The organism is Micromonospora sp. HB375, from assembly GCF_017872985.1.
GTDB classification, from domain to species: domain Bacteria; phylum Actinomycetota; class Actinomycetes; order Mycobacteriales; family Micromonosporaceae; genus Micromonospora; species Micromonospora chalcea.
This window is the reverse complement of the sequence record NZ_JAGGJO010000001.1, coordinates 4,087,612-4,103,130: the sequence shown is the minus strand read 5'-3', so window position 1 is coordinate 4,103,130 and position 15,519 is coordinate 4,087,612. Positions and strand designations below refer to the sequence as shown.

Below are 15,519 nucleotides of genomic sequence, written 5' to 3'. Positions count from 1 at the left end.
GGCGGTCAGAAGTCGTCGTCGAACGTGACGCTGCCGGTCACCCCGACCTGGTACGCCGACACCCGCCGCTCGAAGAAGTTCGACAGCTCCTGCACGTCCTGCAACTCCATGAACGCGAACGGGTTGGCGCTGCCGTACATCGGGGCGATGCCGAGCACCGCCAGGCGCCGGTCGGCCACGTGCTGGAGGTACTCGCGCATGTCGGCCAGCGACATCCCCGGCACGCCCTGGCCCAGCAGGTCCGCGGCGAAGCTCACCTCGCACTCCACCGCCTCGGCCAGCATCTCCTTCACCTGCTTCTCCATCTCGGCGTCGAACAGGTCCGGTTCCTCGGCGCGTACGGTCTCCACCACGTCGAACGCGAACGCCATGTGCATGGACTCGTCCCGGAACACCCAGTTGGTGCCGGAGGCCAGCCCGTTGAGCAGGCCCCGGGACCGCAGGAAGTAGACGTAGGCGAACGCGCCGTAGAAGAACAGGCCCTCGATGCACGCGGCGAAGCAGATCAGGTTGAGCAGGAACGCCCGCCGGTCGTCGCGGGTCCGCAGCTCGCGCAGCTCGAAGATCGAGTCGATCCACCGGAAGCAGAACTCGGCCTTGCGGGCGATCGACGGGATGTTCTCCACCGCGGCGAACGCGGCGAACCGTTCCTTCTCGTCCGGCACGTACGTGTCGAGCAGGTTCAGGTAGAACTGGACGTGCACCGCCTCCTCGAACAGCTGCCGGGACAGGTAGAGCCGGCCCTCGGGCGAGTTGACGTGCTGGTAGAGGTTGAGCACCAGGTTGTTGGCGACGATCGTGTCGCCGGTGGCGAAGAACGCCACCAGCCGCGACACCAGGTGCCGTTCGGCGGGGGACAGCTTCGCCAGGTCGGCGAGGTCCGAGTGCAGGTCCACCTCCTCGACCGTCCAGGTGTTCCTGATCGCGTCCTTGAACCGGTCGAAGAAGCGCGGGTAGCGCATCGGCCGCAGGGTCAGGTCCATGCCGGGGTCGAGCAGCATGTGCCGGGTCGGTGCGGTGGTGGTCACTGGCATGCCTCGCAGCTCTCGGGGTTCTCCAGGGAACAGGCCAGCGCCTCGTCGTCGCTCACGGCGGAGACCACGCCGGGCACCGGGGCGGGCACCGGGGCGACGGTGGCCTGCTGGATGCGGGTGGCGGGACGGGAACGCAGGTAGTAGGTGGTCTTCAGCCCGGCCTTCCAGGCGTACAGGTACATCGAGGACAGCTTGCCGATGGTCGGCGCGCTCAGGAACAGGTTCAGCGACTGGGACTGGTCGACGAACGGCGCCCGCGCGGCGGCCAGGTCGATCAGCGCCCGCTGCGGCAGCTCCCAGGCGGTGCGGAACAGCTCCCGCACCGGCGCGGGCAGCTCGGTGATGTCCTGCACCGAGCCCTCGGCCCGCTTGATCCGGTCGCGGACCTGCGGCGTCCACAGTCCGCGGGCCTTCAGCTCCCGCACCAGGTACGTGTTGACCTGGAGGAACTCCCCGGACATCGTCTCGCGCTTGAACAGGTTGGACACCTGCGGTTCGACGCACTCGTAGCAGCCGGCGATGGAGGCGATGGTGGCGGTCGGTGCGATCGCCACCAGCAGCGAGTTGCGCAGCCCGCCTGCGGCGATCCGCTCACGCAGCGCCGCCCACCGTCCGGCCTGCGCCGGCTCCGCGCCCCACAGGTCCGGGTGCAGGTCACCCTTCGCGGCCCGGGTCTGCGGGTACGCCGGATGCGGCCCGAACCGCTCGGCCAGCCCGGCGGAGGTCTCCAGCGCGGTCAGCAGGATCTCCTCCTGCACGCGGGTGGACAGCTCCTTCGCCTCGGGGGAGTCGAACGGCAGGCGCAGCGTGAAGAACGCGTCCTGCAACCCCATCAGGCCGAGCCCGACCGGCCGCCAGCGCGGGTTCGACGCCGCCGCCTGCTCGGCCGGGTAGTAGTTGATGTCGATCACCCGGTCGAGGAACACCACAGCGGTGCGGACCGTGGCGCGCAGCCGCTCCCAGTCCACCCCGTCGGCGGTGACGTGGGCGCCGAGGTTCACCGAGCCGAGGTTGCACACCGCCGTCTCGGCGTCGTCGTTCACCTCCAGGATCTCGGTGCACAGGTTGGACAGGTGGATCACGTTGCCCGGCTCACCGGTCTGGTTGGACAGCCGGTTCGCGGCGTCCTTGAACGTCATCCAGCCGTTGCCGGTCTGCGCGAGCGTGCGCATCATCCGCCCGTACAGGTCCCGGGCCCGTACCGTACGCACCGCGTTCTTCTCCGCCGCCCGGTACGCGGCGTCGAACGCCTCCCCGTACAGGTCGGGCAGCTCCGGGGCGTCCGACGGATCGACGAGCGACCACTCGCCGTCGGCCTCGACCCGGCGCATGAACTCGTCCGGGATCCAGTTGGCCAGGTTGAGGTTGTGCGTACGCCGGGACTCCTCGCCGGTGTTGTCCCGCAGCTCCAGGAACTCCTCCACGTCCGGGTGCCACGGCTCCAGGTAGACGCAGGCCGCGCCCTTGCGCCGGCCGCCCTGGTTGACCGCGGCCACCCCGGCGTCGAGCGTCTTGAGGAACGGCACGATGCCGTTGGACCGGCCGTTCGTGCCCCGGATCAGCGCGCCCCGGCCGCGCACCCGCGACCAGGCGATGCCGATGCCGCCGGAGAACTTCGACAGCTTCGCCACCTGGTGGTAGCGCTCGTAGATCGAGTCCAGCTCGTCGCGCGGCGAGTCGACCAGGAAGCACGACGACATCTGGGTGTGCCGGGTGCCGGAGTTGAACAGCGTGGGGGAGCTGGGCAGATAGGCCAGGCTGGACATCAGCCGGTAGAAGCCGACCGCCTCGCCCGGGGTGCGGGACAGCCCGCAGGCCACCCGCAGCAGCCAGTACTGCGGCGTCTCCACCACCAGCCGCGACTGCGGGTGCCGCAGCAGGTAGCGGTCGGCCACGGTACGCAGTCCGAAGTACTCGAACCGCCTGTCGCCGTCCGGGTCCACGGCGTCGTCGAGCTTGCGGGCGTGCCGGGCGACGAATGCGGCCGTCTCGTCGCCGATCAGCCCCAGCCCGTGCGCGTACGCGATCGACTGGCTGAAGCTCGCCACGCCCTGACCGCGGACCTCCTTGTCCACGTACGCGGCCAGCAGCCTTGCCGCCAGCTTCGAGTACTGCGGCTCCTCGCCGATCAGCTCCGCCGCGGTCTGGATCGACAACCGGTCCAGCTCGGCGGTGGTCGCCCCGTCGTAGAGCCCGCTGATCGTCTTGGTGGCCACCCGCAGCGGGTCCACCTCGTCCAGGTCGGCGACCCAGCGTTCGACCGCCCGGACGATCTTGCCGACGTCCACCGGCTCGGTGTCGCCGTCCCGTTTGCGTACCCGCATCGCCGGCCGGCGGGCCTCGGACCCGCCGCCGGTGGACGGCGGGCTTTCCTGCACGACAGTCATGACCTCTCCTCGCTGTCACCGTCTGGAGACGGCGGGAGACGCCAACGGGCACGGCGTGGCCGGCCCGGCTGCTGGCGTCGGTCGTCCCGCGCGACCTCCGGCCGCCGTACGCGGAGGCGCACGGCGCGCTGGCAGGTCTTCGGACTCGCGGGCCCGACCGGGGTCGCCGGTCGCCTACCGGCCGTCGCTTCCCAGGCCGGTGGCCCAGTGCTGTTGACGGCTGTCGTTCCCACTCACCGCTGCGGGGCAGTCCCGGATTTCCACCGGGTTCCCTCTTGCCTCGGCCCCGCCCCGGAGGGCTCGGCCGAACCAGCTGCGGCACCACCATATATGGCGGTGGGGGCGGTTGGGCAACACCAGATGTCGTGTCGGGCGTGTCGCATGGATCTCACTGTCCACAGTGCCTACCCCCGATGCCGGCGTTCGCCGCCGGGCGCGATACTCGGCGTATGGGGAATACCGGACGCCGCTGGGCGTGGGTGGCGGTCCTGCTCGTCGGCGTCGGGCTTCACCTGCTGGTGCTGGAGACACTGTCCGGCACCGGCACCGTCACGTTCGTACCGGCGCTGATCGTGCTCGGCGCGTGCGTCGCGCCCGCCACGTTCCTGGCCTTCGCCCAGGGGCGGCCGGCCCGCCGCCCGGTCCCCGGCTCCGTCGTCGGCGTCGCCGCGCTTCTCGGCGGCGTGGTCGGCGTGGTCGCCGCCGGCTGGCTGGAGTACGGCACCCTGCACCGCCTCGGCGTCCTGCCGATGGCGCTCGTCGGCCTGGCCGAGGAGACCGCGAAGCTGATCGTGCCGGCCGGCATCCTGCTGCTGTGGCGGCGGCACCGGTCACCGGCGCAGGGCCTGGTGATCGGCGTGGCCTCCGGCGCCGGGTTCGCCGCACTGGAGACCATGGGGTATGCGTTCGCCGCGTTCGTCGGGTCGGAGGGCAACCTCGGCGCCGTCGAGCGGACGCTGCTGGTTCGCGGTCTCACCGCGCCCGCCGCGCACCTGGCCTGGACCGGGCTGACCGCCGCCGCGTTGTTCACGTTCGCCGCCGCGCCCGGTGGCCGGAGACTGGCGGCGTTCCTGCTCACCTTCGCCGCCGCCGTCACGCTGCACACCTGCTGGGACACGTTCGGCACGCAGCCCGCGTACGTGTTCATCGGCGCCGTGTCGCTGGGCTGGGTGCTGCTGCGCCTGCACCTGGACCGCGAGCGGCCCGCCGCCCCGCCCCGGGCGCCGGAGCGTGATCCTCACCAGCTCGCCGAGGTGGCGGGGTCGGAGCCCTCCTGATGCCGCCATCTCGGCGAGCTGGAGTCGAGCAAGCGTCAGCCGGCGGCCAGCCGGACACCGAGCGCGACGAAGGCGACAGCGCAGAGCCGGTCGACCCGCCGCGACCAGCGGCTGTCGCCCCAGCGGCGGGCGAACCGCCCGGCGCCCACGCCGAGAGCCAGGTCCACGGTGAGCTGCACCGCGACGAACAGCGCGCCGAGCAGCACCAGCTGTGCCGCCACCGGGCCCGCGTCGGGCCGGACGAACTGCGGCAGGAACGCCACGCTGAACAGGATCATCTTCGGGTTGAGCAGGTTCGTGAGCAGCCCGCGCCGGAACGCCCGCCCGGCGCCGCCGCCGTCCGCCCCGTCCGCCGCGCCGCCGGGCCGGCCCGTGCCGCGCAGCGCCCGCAGGCCCAGCACGATCAGGTACGCCGCACCGGCCCACCGGATCGCGGTGAACAGCACCGGGGACGCGGCGATCACGGTGGCGAGTCCGGCCACCACGGCGGCGACGTGCACCGCCTCCCCGGCCGCGACCCCGAGCGCCGCCACCGCCCCGGCCCGCGCGCCGTACCGGGTGGCGTTGGCGAGCACGAACATCATGTCCGGCCCGGGGGTGAGCATGAGCACCACGATCGCGGCCAGGTATCCCGCGAGCGTGGCCGCCGACAGTCCGAGCACGCCTCAGCCCTCCTCGACGCCGTCGAGCAGCGCCCGGCGCAGCGCCAGCCGGTGTTCGCGCCGGATCTGCGCCTCCCGGTAGCGCCGCCGGTCACCGTCGGTGCCGGGCAGCAGCGGCGGCACCGGCCGGGGCTGGCCCTCGTCGTCCACGGCCACCATCACCAGGTGCGCGGTCGCCACGTCCACCGGCGGCACCGCGCGGTCCCAGCGGTCCGCGCTGACCTTCACGGCCACCTCCATCGAGCTGCGGCCGGCCCAGGTGATCCGGGCGTCCACGTGCACCACGTCACCGACGCGGACAGCGCGCAGGAAGGCCGTCTCGTCGATGGCGGCGGTGACGGCCGGTCCGTCGGAGTGGCGGGCGGCGACCACCCCGGCGACCGAGTCGATCAGGTTGAGGATCCGGCCGCCGTGCACCGTGCCCATCAGGTTGGTGTGGTGCTGGTCCATGATCTGCGACAGGGTCAGGTGCGACGCCGACGGTGGTCGGCCGGTGAGGGTGATGGCATCGGTCACGGTGCGGTTCCGTCCTCGCAGAAGCGGACCGCCGACCGGACGGGGGAGTTGCACGTCGAGGCACGCCGACGGCTCCCGCCCGGCGTGTCACCCGCCCGACCCACCCGCGAGGTCGACGGCAGCGCGCACCGGTGGTACGCGCGACGCGGGCAGGTCTTCGGACTCGCGGGCCCGACCGGGGTCGCCGGTCGCCTACCGGCCGTCGCTTCCCAGGCCGGTGGCCCAGTGCTGTTGACGGCTGTCGTTCCCACTCACCGCTGCGGGGCAGTCCCGGACTTCCACCGGGTTCCCTCTTACGACACCCGGCCGTCGCCGACCGGGTGAACCAGCGCTCCCGGCAGCCTAACCCAGCCCCGACCCGCCCTCGCCGCGACCCGCGTTCCGCCCTTCGGCGCCCTGCCCCCGGCCGTCCCACAGGCACGCAGGCTCCGGCACACCCGGTGCCGCCCCGCACGCGCCGTTCGCATGGCGGGACGTCTCTCCCGCTCATCAGGAAGCCGGGCGGACCCGCGTCAGCGGGCGACGGGTCAGGCGGCGCGGCGGCGTCGAAGCAGTAGCGCGGTCACGCCGGCTGCCGCCACCGCGGCGACCGCTCCGCCGACCAGCAGGCCCACCGGCAGACCGCCGTCGGCGTCGGCCGAAGCGTCGGCGCTCGCCGGAGAGGCGTCCGCGCCTGCCGCAGCGCCCGCCGAGACGTCTGCGGAGGCGGCCGGCGAGGGAGTGGCCGGGGACGGGGCGGCCGCCGGGGGAGCGGCCGGGTCGGCGACGGTGAAGCGGTACGAGCCCTGGACCGGGTGGCCGTCGCGGGAGACCACGCGGTAGACGACGGTGTAGGTGCCGTTGGCCAGCGGCTCCTCGATCGTCACCGTGCCCGTCGCGCCGTCCACGGCGGGCGCGCTCGCGGGCACCTGACGGTCGGTGGCGTCGCGCAGCGTGATGGTGGTGAAGGCCGGGTTGAGCCGTTGCAGGAACCGCAGCGTCACCTGCGTCGGCGCGGTGGTGAGCCGGGCGTCGCGGGCCGGCGTGGCCTCCTGCAGCGAGTTGTGCGCCGCCGCGGGCGTGGCCGGGACCAGCAGCAGCGCCGTGGTGAACAGCGCGGCGAGGAGTGCGGAGACGGTACGGGTACGCATGACGCGCCTTCCTGGTCGTGGTCAGCGTCGTGGTCAGCCGAGCAGTTGCTGACCGATCCAGCCGCCCTCGGGGCAGCCGGGCGGTACGGCGAACACGGCGGAGCCGATCGGGGTGGTCCACTCGTTGAGCAGGTCCCGTTCGGCCAGCCGCCGCTGGATGGGCAGGAACTGCCGGGCGATGTCGGCCTGGTACGCGGCGAAGACGAGCCCGCTGTCCGCGTGTCCCTCGGCGGTCGGCGCGCCGTCGTAGTTGTAGGGCCGGCGCAGGATCTTCTGCCGGTCGTCGGTGACGCGGGCCCGGGTCAGGTGCGAGAAGTCCGGGATCACGGTGAGCCCGTCCGGTCCGAGCGCGGCGAAGTCGGGCTCGTCGTGCTCCGCCTCGCCGGTCAGCGGCGCGCCGGTGTCGAGGCGCCGGCCCACCGCGAGTTCCCGGTCGGCGCGGCCGAGCAGGTCCCACGTCTCCAGGTTCATGCTGATCCGGCGCACCACCAGGGTGGTGGAGTCGCGGAGCCAGTCCGGCCCGTCGGTCACCCAGACGGCGGTGTCCGCCGGTACGCCGGGCTTCGGGTTGGCGGTGCCGTCGAGCTGGCCGAACAGGTTGCGCTGGGTGCGTCCGGGCTCGGCGCCGGCGGCCCGGCGGAAGCCCTGCTGCACCCAGCGGACGGTGGCGAACGGGCGGGTGTCCTTGGTCAGGACCCGTTGGGCGTGCGCGACGGTGAGCGGGTCGTCGGCGCAGATCTGCAGCAGCAGGTCGCCGCCGGACCAGCGGGGCTGCAACCGGTCGATCCGGAACGCCGGCAGGTCGGCCACCGACGTGGGGCGGCGGTCGTCGAGCCCGGCGGCGGCGTAGAGCCCGGGGCCGAAGCCGAACGTGACTGTCAGCCGGGCCGGCAGCAGGCCCAGTTCCGGCTCGGTGTCGGCCAGCGCCGGGCGACCCTGGGTGAGCCGGGCGGCGTCGTCGGAGAGCAGTCGCAGCATCCGCCCGAGCGCGGCCCGGTCCGTGCCCGGGCGCAGCGTGTACGCGACGAACGCGGCGTGCGCCTGGGGCTCGGTGGTGACACCGGACTGGCGCGCGCCGTGGAACGGCTCGACAGCGCTGCCGACCTGGGCCACCGGGACGGCGTCGTCGGGGCGTACCCCGTGGGAACGGAGGGCGGCGAGGGCACCCGCGCCGGCCAGCGCGCCCCCGGCGGCCGCCGCGCCGCCGGTGAGCAGGCCGCGCCGGCTGACCCGGCGCGCGGGCGCGCCGGTTCCGGTCATGACGCGGGGCTCGCGCCGTGTCCGGGCGCGTACGTCTCCTGGGCGCCGGTGAACGGCTTGGCCACCGCGGTGAACGTCTGGGTGCGCCCGTCGGCGAAGGTGAGCGTGACGTCGAGCTGGTCGCCGGGGCGCACCGGGCGGGTCAGGTCCATCAGCATGAGATGGTCGCCGCCGGGCTCCAGCGCGGCCTGGGCTCCGGCGGCGACCACGACGCCGCCCTGCTTCTGCCGCATCGCCATCTTCCCGTCGGTCATGGCCATCTCGTGGATCTCGGCCCGGGACACGTCGGTGGTCACCCCGGTGATCGTGACGTCGGCGTCGCCGTCATTGACGAGCGTGGCGAACGCGGCGGTCATGCCCTTGTCGGCGGCCTTCACCCACGGGTCGCGGATCGTCAGCACGCCCGCTGCCGCGCTCGCCGGGGCCGAGGCGGGCGCCGACGCCGACGGCGCGGTTGTGGGCGTGGCGTCGGCGGAGCCGCAGGCGGCGACGGACGCGGCCAGGACGGCGGCGCCGATCAGGGCCGCCGTGCGTGGGAAGCGGCGGCTGGTGGTGCTGGGCATGCGGTCGTCCCCTCGAAGATCCGGTGTTCGTACCGTTGGTCGGGGCGGCGCCGCGGATAGTTCCGGCCCGGGGAGTCGGTCGCGTCACATGCCGGCCGGGCTCACCGCGACCGGGGACCGGGGAGCGCCCGGAAGGCATAATGGTTCCGGGTGTCACGTGGCGCGCCGGGCGCGGCCGTGGCCGGAGAGGGCGCCCGGACGAGGGAGGCGGACGGTGACGGCGACGACCGGGGCGACCCGCAACACCCGGCAGCGCGCCGAGGTGCTGGCGCTGCTGCGGGAGCTGGACGGCTTCCACAGCGCGCAGCAGTTGCACCAGATGCTCGTGCAGCGGCAGGCGAAGGTGGGTCTGACCACCGTCTACCGGACGTTGCAGCTGCTCGTCGACAACGGCGAGATCGACTCGGCGCGGCTGCCCGGCGGCGAGCACCTCTACCGGCGGTGCAGCCAGAGCCGCCATCACCACCACCTGGTCTGCCGCCGCTGCGGCCGCGCGGTGGAGGTGGCCGGCCCGGCCGTGGAGCGGTGGGCCGACCAGGTCGCCGCGCAGCACGGTTTCACCGACGTCGGGCACACCCTGGAGATCTTTGGCACCTGCGACCGCTGCGCCGCCTGAGCCACCGCCGCGGGCGGGCGGTGACCCGCCCGCGCCGGGCCGCCGGTCAGCAGTTGCGCAGCACCGGTGACTGGTTCAGCAACTGGCCGCGGCTGGAGGTGAACCGGCGGTACGCCTCGGAGCCGGCCGCGCCGGGGCGGAAGGCTGCCACCCGGTGGCAGTTCTGGAACGCCAGCGTGATCCCGAAGTGCCGCTCCAGCCCGGCGCGGATCGCGTCGCTGGCCATCGCGCGCAGCAGTTGCCCGCGCTCGGCGTCGCCGGGCGGCGGCACGACGTTGTCGGCGAACTCGGCGTCGGTCGCGGCCAGGTCGGCGGCGACCCGGCTGACCGTCTCCCAGGCGTACGGCAGGGAGTCGCGGACACAGGCGACGAACGCCTCCTCGTCCACGGGACCGGTCTCGGCGGCGTGCAGCAGGGCGGGCGGAACGGTGAGCGACATGGGTCCTCCGGCAGCTCTAACGAACACGGTTTCCATTACCATCTGAGCACACCACGTCACCAGACGACCGTCAAGGACCGGCGCACGCGAAACGGCGGACGGACCCGAAGGCCCGTCCGCCGTGTGACGTCGCGGAACGTGTCAGCGCAGGTGCGCCTCGATCGCCTCGATGACCCGGGGCCGCAGCTCGGCGGCGCGGATCACCGCGTCGACCGAGCCGACCTCGACCGCCCGCTGGATGCTGTGCACCCGGTCGAACTCGGCGGCCACCTCGCCCAGCTTCTCCGCCCGCACCGACCCGCGCAGCTCGTCCAGCTCCGCGCTGAGCGTGGCCCGCTCGGTACCGGTGGCGGACGCCACCCGGCCCTCCAGCTCGCGTACCCGGGAATCGGCCGCGGTGCGGGCGGCGACCTCACCGGCGAACACCACGGCGGCGGCCGGCGCGCCACCGAGCACCGAGGCGAACGACCCCTCGATCGCCAGCACCGTCATGTCCGGGTTGAGCGCCTTGGAGAAGACCACGAACGCGCCGCCGTGATAGCGCGAGATCACGCAGAACACGATCGGGCCGCGGAAGTTGACGATCGCCCGGCCGATCTCCGCGCCGTACTCCAGCTGGAGCTTGCGCATCGACTCGGGTGAGCCGTCGAAGCCGGACAGGTTCGCCAGCACGACCAGCGGCCGGTTGCCGCTGGCCGCGTTGATCGCCCGCGCGGCCTTCTTCGAGGAGCGCGGGAACAGCGTGCCCGCGGTGTAGGTGTCCGGGCCGTCGGTGGGCGGGAAGCCGTGCCGGGGCACCGACCGCGACTCGATGCCGAGCAGGCACACCGGGATGCCGCCCAGGTGCACGTCCTGCACCACAGCGGTCTCCGCGTCGGCCATGCCCGCCCACCGCTCCAGCACCGGATGGTCCTGGTCGGCGAGGGCCCGCATGACGGTACGGATGTCGAACGGCTTCTTGCGGTCCGGGTTCGCGGTGGCGGAGAAGATCTCGCCAACCGTGGCGAAGTCGCTTCCGGCCACCGCGTGCGGGTAGCCGCAGATGTCCCGGTCCACCGGGTCCATGGTGACGGCCCGGCGCGGCGCGTGCTCGCCCGGCACGACGTACGTGTGGTCGTAGTGCGCCATCAGCACGTCCCGCGCGCCCGGCAGGTCCGGCGCCCAGTACTGCGCCTGCCCGTTCGGGCCCATCACCCGGTCGTAGCCGCCGATGCCGAAGTTGTCCTCGGCGGACACGCCGCCGGAGAAGTCCAGCGACTGCTTGCCGGTGAGCACCATCGCTGAGTCGGGCGTCATGACCAGCACGCCCTTGGTGTGCATGAGCATCGTCGCCTCGGCGTTCCAGTACGGCTGGGCGCCGACGTTGATGCCCGCGACCACGATGTTGATCTCGCCGCCGTCCTGGGTGAACTCGACGATCCGCTTCAGCGCCGCGGCCACCCAGTCCATGTTCTCGGTGCCGGAGGTCATCGAGATCCGGGCGCCGGCGCTCAGCGCGTACCACTCCAGCGGCACGCCCATCCGCTGCGCCAGGTCCAGCGCGGCGATCACCCGCCGGCACTCCGGCTCGGACAGCGCGCCCAGCGACTTGGTCGGATCGCCGAGCAGCACCACCCGGGTCACGCCCTGCGGGTGGCGGGGCGTCGGCGTGGTGACCACGCCGGCCACGATCGCCGCGCTGTTGCGGCCCTTGGGCCGGTCCACCGGCACCAACTGGTGGTCCGCGTCCAGGTCGTGCTCGACGAAGTCGCCCAGCAGCCCGGTCAGCTCGTACGGGTAGACGGTGTTGCGGCTGGCAGCCCGCAGCACCTTCAGCCGGTACTCGTCCAGCGGCTCGACCGGCTCGCTCGGCGGCTCACCCACGTCGAGCCGGGCGTGCCCGGTGACGTCGAAGGTGATCCGCACGCCGACCTTGGTCAGCTCGCCGGTACGGCGGTCGCGCTGGCGCGCGATGAACAGGATCTCCTCCAGCTCCGCGCCCACGGTGGTGGGGCGTACCCGGCCGGCGATCAGCTCCATCTCCTCGCGGGTCAGCTCGCTGGGCGGCCACACGTAGATGACGATCCGGTTGGTCGGGAACCGCGACTTCGACGGCCGCCGCGACTGCGCCCGGCGGATCGAGTCGATGCAGGCCGCCACCGTGTCCTCGGTGGTGGGCAGCGACACCAGGCGGCCGTCCTGCTCCCGCAGCCCGGTCAGGTCGCGTACCTGCGCGAACGCGACCAGCCGCTGGTCGGACGGGTTCTGCCGGGCCACCGCCTGGAACAGGTAGACCTCCTCGTCCAGCGACGGCAGGCGGGTCAGGTCGAACTCGCGCAGCCGCTCCAGCTGCATCCGCTGCGCGATGTGCGGGTGCAGGCCGCGGATCAGGCGCTCCTCGGCCATCCCGTTTTCGCCGGGCCGGAACGTGAAGTGGTGGTGCATCACCGCGCCGCCGCGCCCGGCGACGGTGGTGGTGATCCGGCGTACCGCCGCCGGCAGCGGGTGCGCGTTCAGCACGTCGAGCAGCGCGGCGGCGGTGGCGTCGAAGTCCTCGGGCTGGTTCTCCCAGGACAGGTAGACGTCCGCGTCGACGGCGTCGCGCTCGCCGGCCACCTCGGCCAGTCCGCGCAGCGCGTCGCCGAGCGCGTCGAACCGCACCGCCGCCGACACGACGCTCGAACCGTCCCGCCCGGCCACCACGAACGTGCAGCCACCGGTGGCCCGGGTGGTGACCTCGGTGAGCGCCTTGTTGCCGTAGTAGCGGCGGGTCAGCACCTCCAGCATCGTCGCGTTGTCCAGGTCGTCGCGGACCAGGCGCTGGCCGAGCAGCCGGACCAGCGGCTCGGTGCTGCGTACCATCTCGGCGACCCGGTCGGCGCGGTCCGGCGCGTCCGGGTGCGTGTCGAGGTGCCGCAGGTGCGCGCGGACCCGCGCGTAGACCCGGGCCCGGTTGCGGCGCAGCAGCGGCTGGGCGAACCAGGCGAACACCACGCCCCGCGCCAGGTCGGCGACGACCGGGAAGCGGACCTGGGTGGCCGCGACGAGACGCTCCAGGGTGAGGCCGGCGGGCTCGCGCAGCGCCTCGTCCGGCGGCGGCTCGCGCAGCCACGAGCGCAGCAGCGCGGCGATCACCGTGGCGTCCGCGGCGGCCCGCTGCAGGGCCAGGAAGATCCGGAAGACCGCTGCCTCCAGCTCGGGGGAGCGGTCCAGCTCGGTGACGCCGTAGTGGGCGAGCGCCTTGGCGAGGCGGGCCCGGAACGAGTCCGGGGAACCGGCCCGCTCGACGTCGAGGCTCTGCAGGTAGGTGTGGAAGTACTCGCGGGCGCTGTGCACGTGCCCGGCCGGCCCGTCGTCGCCGGGACGGTTGCGGCTCAGCTCGGCCAGGTCGGCGAAGACGCCGACCAGTTCCAGCTCCTCGGCCAGCGGCCGGTGCCCGGCCTCGGTGGCCGCCCGGCGCGCGTCCAGGTAGTCGTCGAGCACCCGGCGCTCGTCGTGCGGGTCGACGTCGTAGCCGAGCAGCAGCGCGCACAGGTCCTCCTGGCCGCGCTCGGCCCGGGACCGCGCCGGCACGTCCGCCGCAGGCGCCGGCAGGTCCAGCTCGACAGCGGGACCGGCCGGGCCGTCGGCGGCCTCGGCGCCTTCCTCCACGAGCGGCTCCAGACGCAGCAGCGGCGCACCCGCCTCCACCTGGGTGCCGACCTGAACCGACGACTCCTTGAGGCGGGCCCGGAACGGCGCGCGCAGCACCGTCTCCATCTTCATCGCCTCCAGCACCAGCACCGGCGCGCCGGCCTCGACCTCCGCGCCGACCGCAAGTGGCGTGGCGACCACGAGCGCCGGCATGGGGGAGCGCACCACGCCGCCCTCGTCGCGGCTGATCCGGTGCGTCACGCCGTCGACCTCGACCAGGTGCACCGGGCCGTGGGTGTCGGTGAGCAGGCGGAACCGGGCGCCGTTGACGGCGATCTGGCCGGTGTGCCGGTCGAAGCGGTCCAGCTCGACGTCGGCAGTGCGCACGTCGCCACCGGCCTCGACACCGACCCGGAACCGGTGCGCGCCGACCCGGGCCACCCGCATCCGGTAGGTCACGCCGCGCAGCTTCAGGTCCAGCGGCCGGCCGCTGCGGTGCTGCACCTGCGGGCGTCCACCCGCCGCTGTGGACAGCAACCGCTGCCGCTCGGCGGTCTCGTCCTCCTCGTACGCCTCGATCGCGGCCGCGGCGAGCGCGACGGCGGAGTGCCGGTGCGCGACCAGGCGGCCCTCGCCGCGTACCCGGTCGATCCAGCCGGTGTCCGCGCTGGCGTCGATCACCTCGGGCTGGTCGAGCAGGTCGAGCACGAAGCTCTTGTTCGTCGCGCCGCCGGCGATGACCACTGTGGTGTTCGCCATCGCCCGGCGCAGGCGGCCCAGCGCCTCGTCCCGGTCCCGGCCGTACGCGATGATCTTGGCGATCATGGAGTCGAAGTCGGCCGGGATGGTGTCGCCCTCGCTGACTCCGGTGTCGACCCGGATGCCCGGCCCGGCGGGCAGGTCCAGCCGGGTGATCCGGCCGGGGGAGGGCGCGAAGTCGCGGTCCGGGTCCTCGGCGTTGAGCCGCGCCTCGATCGCGTGCCCGCGCTCGACCGGCGGCTCGCCGGTGAGCCGGCCGCCACCGGCCACGTGCAACTGCGCCTTGACCAGGTCGAACCCGGTGGTCGCCTCGGTGATCGGGTGCTCGACCTGAAGGCGCGTGTTGACCTCCAGGAAGGCGAACAGCCGGTCGCCCGGGTGGTAGAGGAACTCGACAGTGGCCGCGCCCCGGTAGCCGACCGCCACCGCCAGGCGCTCCGCCGAGGCCTTCAGCTCCGCCGCCTGCTCCGGGGCGAGCACCGGCGACGCGGACTCCTCGATCACCTTCTGGTTGCGCCGCTGCACCGAGCAGTCCCGTACCCCGAGCGCCCACGCGGTGCCCTGGCCGTCGGCGATCACCTGCACCTCGACGTGCCGGGCGCCGGTGACCAGGCGCTCCAGGAACACCACGCCGCTGCCGAACGCCCGCGCCGCCTCCTGGCTGGTGCGCTCGTAGGCGTCGGCCAGTTCGGCGTCGCTGCGGATCACCCGGATGCCGCGCCCGCCGCCACCCGCCGTGGCCTTCAGCATCAGCGGGTAGCCGATGTCGGCCGCCGCGCGCAGCGCGTCCTCCAGGCTCTCCACCGCGCCGCGGCTCCACGGCGCGACCGGCACGCCGACCTCCTCGGCGATCAGCTTCGCGCCGATCTTGTCGCCGAGCTTGCGCATGGCGTCCGGGCTCGGCCCGACGAACGTCACGCCGATCTTCTCGCACAGCTCGGCGAACGCCGGGTCCTCGGCCACGAAACCCCAGCCGACCCAGGCGGCGTCCGCGCCGGTCTCCACCAGCGCGCGTTCCAGCGCCTTCAGGTCCAGGTACGGGCGGGCGGACGCGGGGCCCAGGTCGTAGGCGACGTCCGCCTCGCGGACGAAGGTGGCGGTACGGTCGACGTCGGTGTACAGCGCGACGGTCTCGATCCGGCTGCCGGTCTCCGCGGCCAGTTCCCGGACCGCGTGGATGAGCCGCATCGCGGACTCACCACGGTTGACGATGGCGACACGGGTGAACACGTGACCGTCCCCTTCGATAGAACCACGGTGGCGC

The 15,519-nt window shown here is 73.5% G+C and carries 11 protein-coding genes and 2 riboswitches; of the genes, 2 read left to right on the top strand and 9 right to left on the bottom strand.

The window, feature by feature from the left end:
• Positions 1-5: 5 nt before the first annotated feature.
• Complete coding sequence (locus tag J3R08_RS18855; RefSeq protein ID WP_043323372.1) at positions 6-1,034, bottom strand: ribonucleotide-diphosphate reductase subunit beta; 1,029 nt, start codon at positions 1,032-1,034, stop codon at positions 6-8.
• Positions 1,025-3,421, bottom strand: a complete 2,397-nt coding sequence (locus tag J3R08_RS18850) for a ribonucleoside-diphosphate reductase subunit alpha (protein ID WP_209962286.1) — start codon at positions 3,419-3,421, stop codon at positions 1,025-1,027. Before J3R08_RS18850 ends, J3R08_RS18855 begins: the two co-directional genes overlap by 10 nt.
• Before the next feature lie 112 nt (positions 3,422-3,533).
• A riboswitch (cobalamin riboswitch) is annotated at positions 3,534-3,750 on the bottom strand.
• Positions 3,751-3,870: 120 nt separating this feature from the next.
• Here J3R08_RS18850 and J3R08_RS18845 point away from each other — a divergent pair.
• Entirely contained in the window at positions 3,871-4,698 is an 828-nt protein-coding gene (locus J3R08_RS18845) for a PrsW family glutamic-type intramembrane protease (RefSeq protein ID WP_209962284.1), read from the top strand.
• A 35-nt stretch (positions 4,699-4,733) separates the two neighbouring features.
• On the opposite strand, the gene J3R08_RS18840 is transcribed toward J3R08_RS18845, so the two are convergent.
• The 5 genes from J3R08_RS18840 to J3R08_RS18820 form a co-directional block, all read right to left on the bottom strand.
• On the bottom strand, positions 4,734-5,360 hold the full coding sequence (locus tag J3R08_RS18840) for a LysE family translocator (protein ID WP_209962282.1): 627 nt from the start codon (positions 5,358-5,360) through the stop codon (positions 4,734-4,736).
• Between the two features lie 3 nt (positions 5,361-5,363).
• On the bottom strand, positions 5,364-5,876 hold the full coding sequence (locus J3R08_RS18835) for an acyl-CoA thioesterase (RefSeq protein ID WP_073828221.1): 513 nt from the start codon (positions 5,874-5,876) through the stop codon (positions 5,364-5,366).
• A 130-nt stretch (positions 5,877-6,006) separates the two neighbouring features.
• Positions 6,007-6,208, bottom strand: a riboswitch (cobalamin riboswitch).
• Between the two features lie 195 nt (positions 6,209-6,403).
• Complete coding sequence (locus J3R08_RS18830) at positions 6,404-7,006, bottom strand: copper resistance CopC family protein (protein ID WP_209962281.1); 603 nt, start codon at positions 7,004-7,006, stop codon at positions 6,404-6,406.
• Positions 7,007-7,039: 33 nt separating this feature from the next.
• Positions 7,040-8,266: a Dyp-type peroxidase gene (locus J3R08_RS18825; protein ID WP_209962279.1), complete on the bottom strand. Its 1,227-nt coding sequence runs from the start codon at positions 8,264-8,266 to the stop codon at positions 7,040-7,042.
• Positions 8,263-8,829 (bottom strand): copper chaperone PCu(A)C, encoded by a 567-nt coding sequence (locus J3R08_RS18820; protein ID WP_104113445.1) that lies wholly within the window; start codon positions 8,827-8,829, stop codon positions 8,263-8,265. Before J3R08_RS18820 ends, J3R08_RS18825 begins: the two co-directional genes overlap by 4 nt.
• Positions 8,830-9,043: 214 nt before the next feature.
• On the opposite strand from J3R08_RS18820, the gene J3R08_RS18815 reads away from it, so the two are divergent.
• On the top strand, positions 9,044-9,445 hold the full coding sequence (locus tag J3R08_RS18815) for a Fur family transcriptional regulator (RefSeq protein ID WP_043323380.1): 402 nt from the start codon (positions 9,044-9,046) through the stop codon (positions 9,443-9,445).
• Positions 9,446-9,491: 46 nt separating this feature from the next.
• On the opposite strand, the gene J3R08_RS18810 is transcribed toward J3R08_RS18815, so the two are convergent.
• Both J3R08_RS18810 and J3R08_RS18805 read right to left on the bottom strand, forming a co-directional pair.
• The gene (locus J3R08_RS18810) at positions 9,492-9,884 is read right to left on the bottom strand and encodes an SCO5389 family protein (RefSeq protein ID WP_069088468.1); all 393 of its coding nucleotides are present in this window, start codon (positions 9,882-9,884) and stop codon (positions 9,492-9,494) included.
• Positions 9,885-10,025: 141 nt separating this feature from the next.
• A complete protein-coding gene (locus tag J3R08_RS18805) occupies positions 10,026-15,485 on the bottom strand; it encodes a carboxyl transferase domain-containing protein (RefSeq protein ID WP_209962277.1) in 5,460 nt (1,819 codons plus the stop codon).
• Positions 15,486-15,519: the final 34 nt, after the last annotated feature.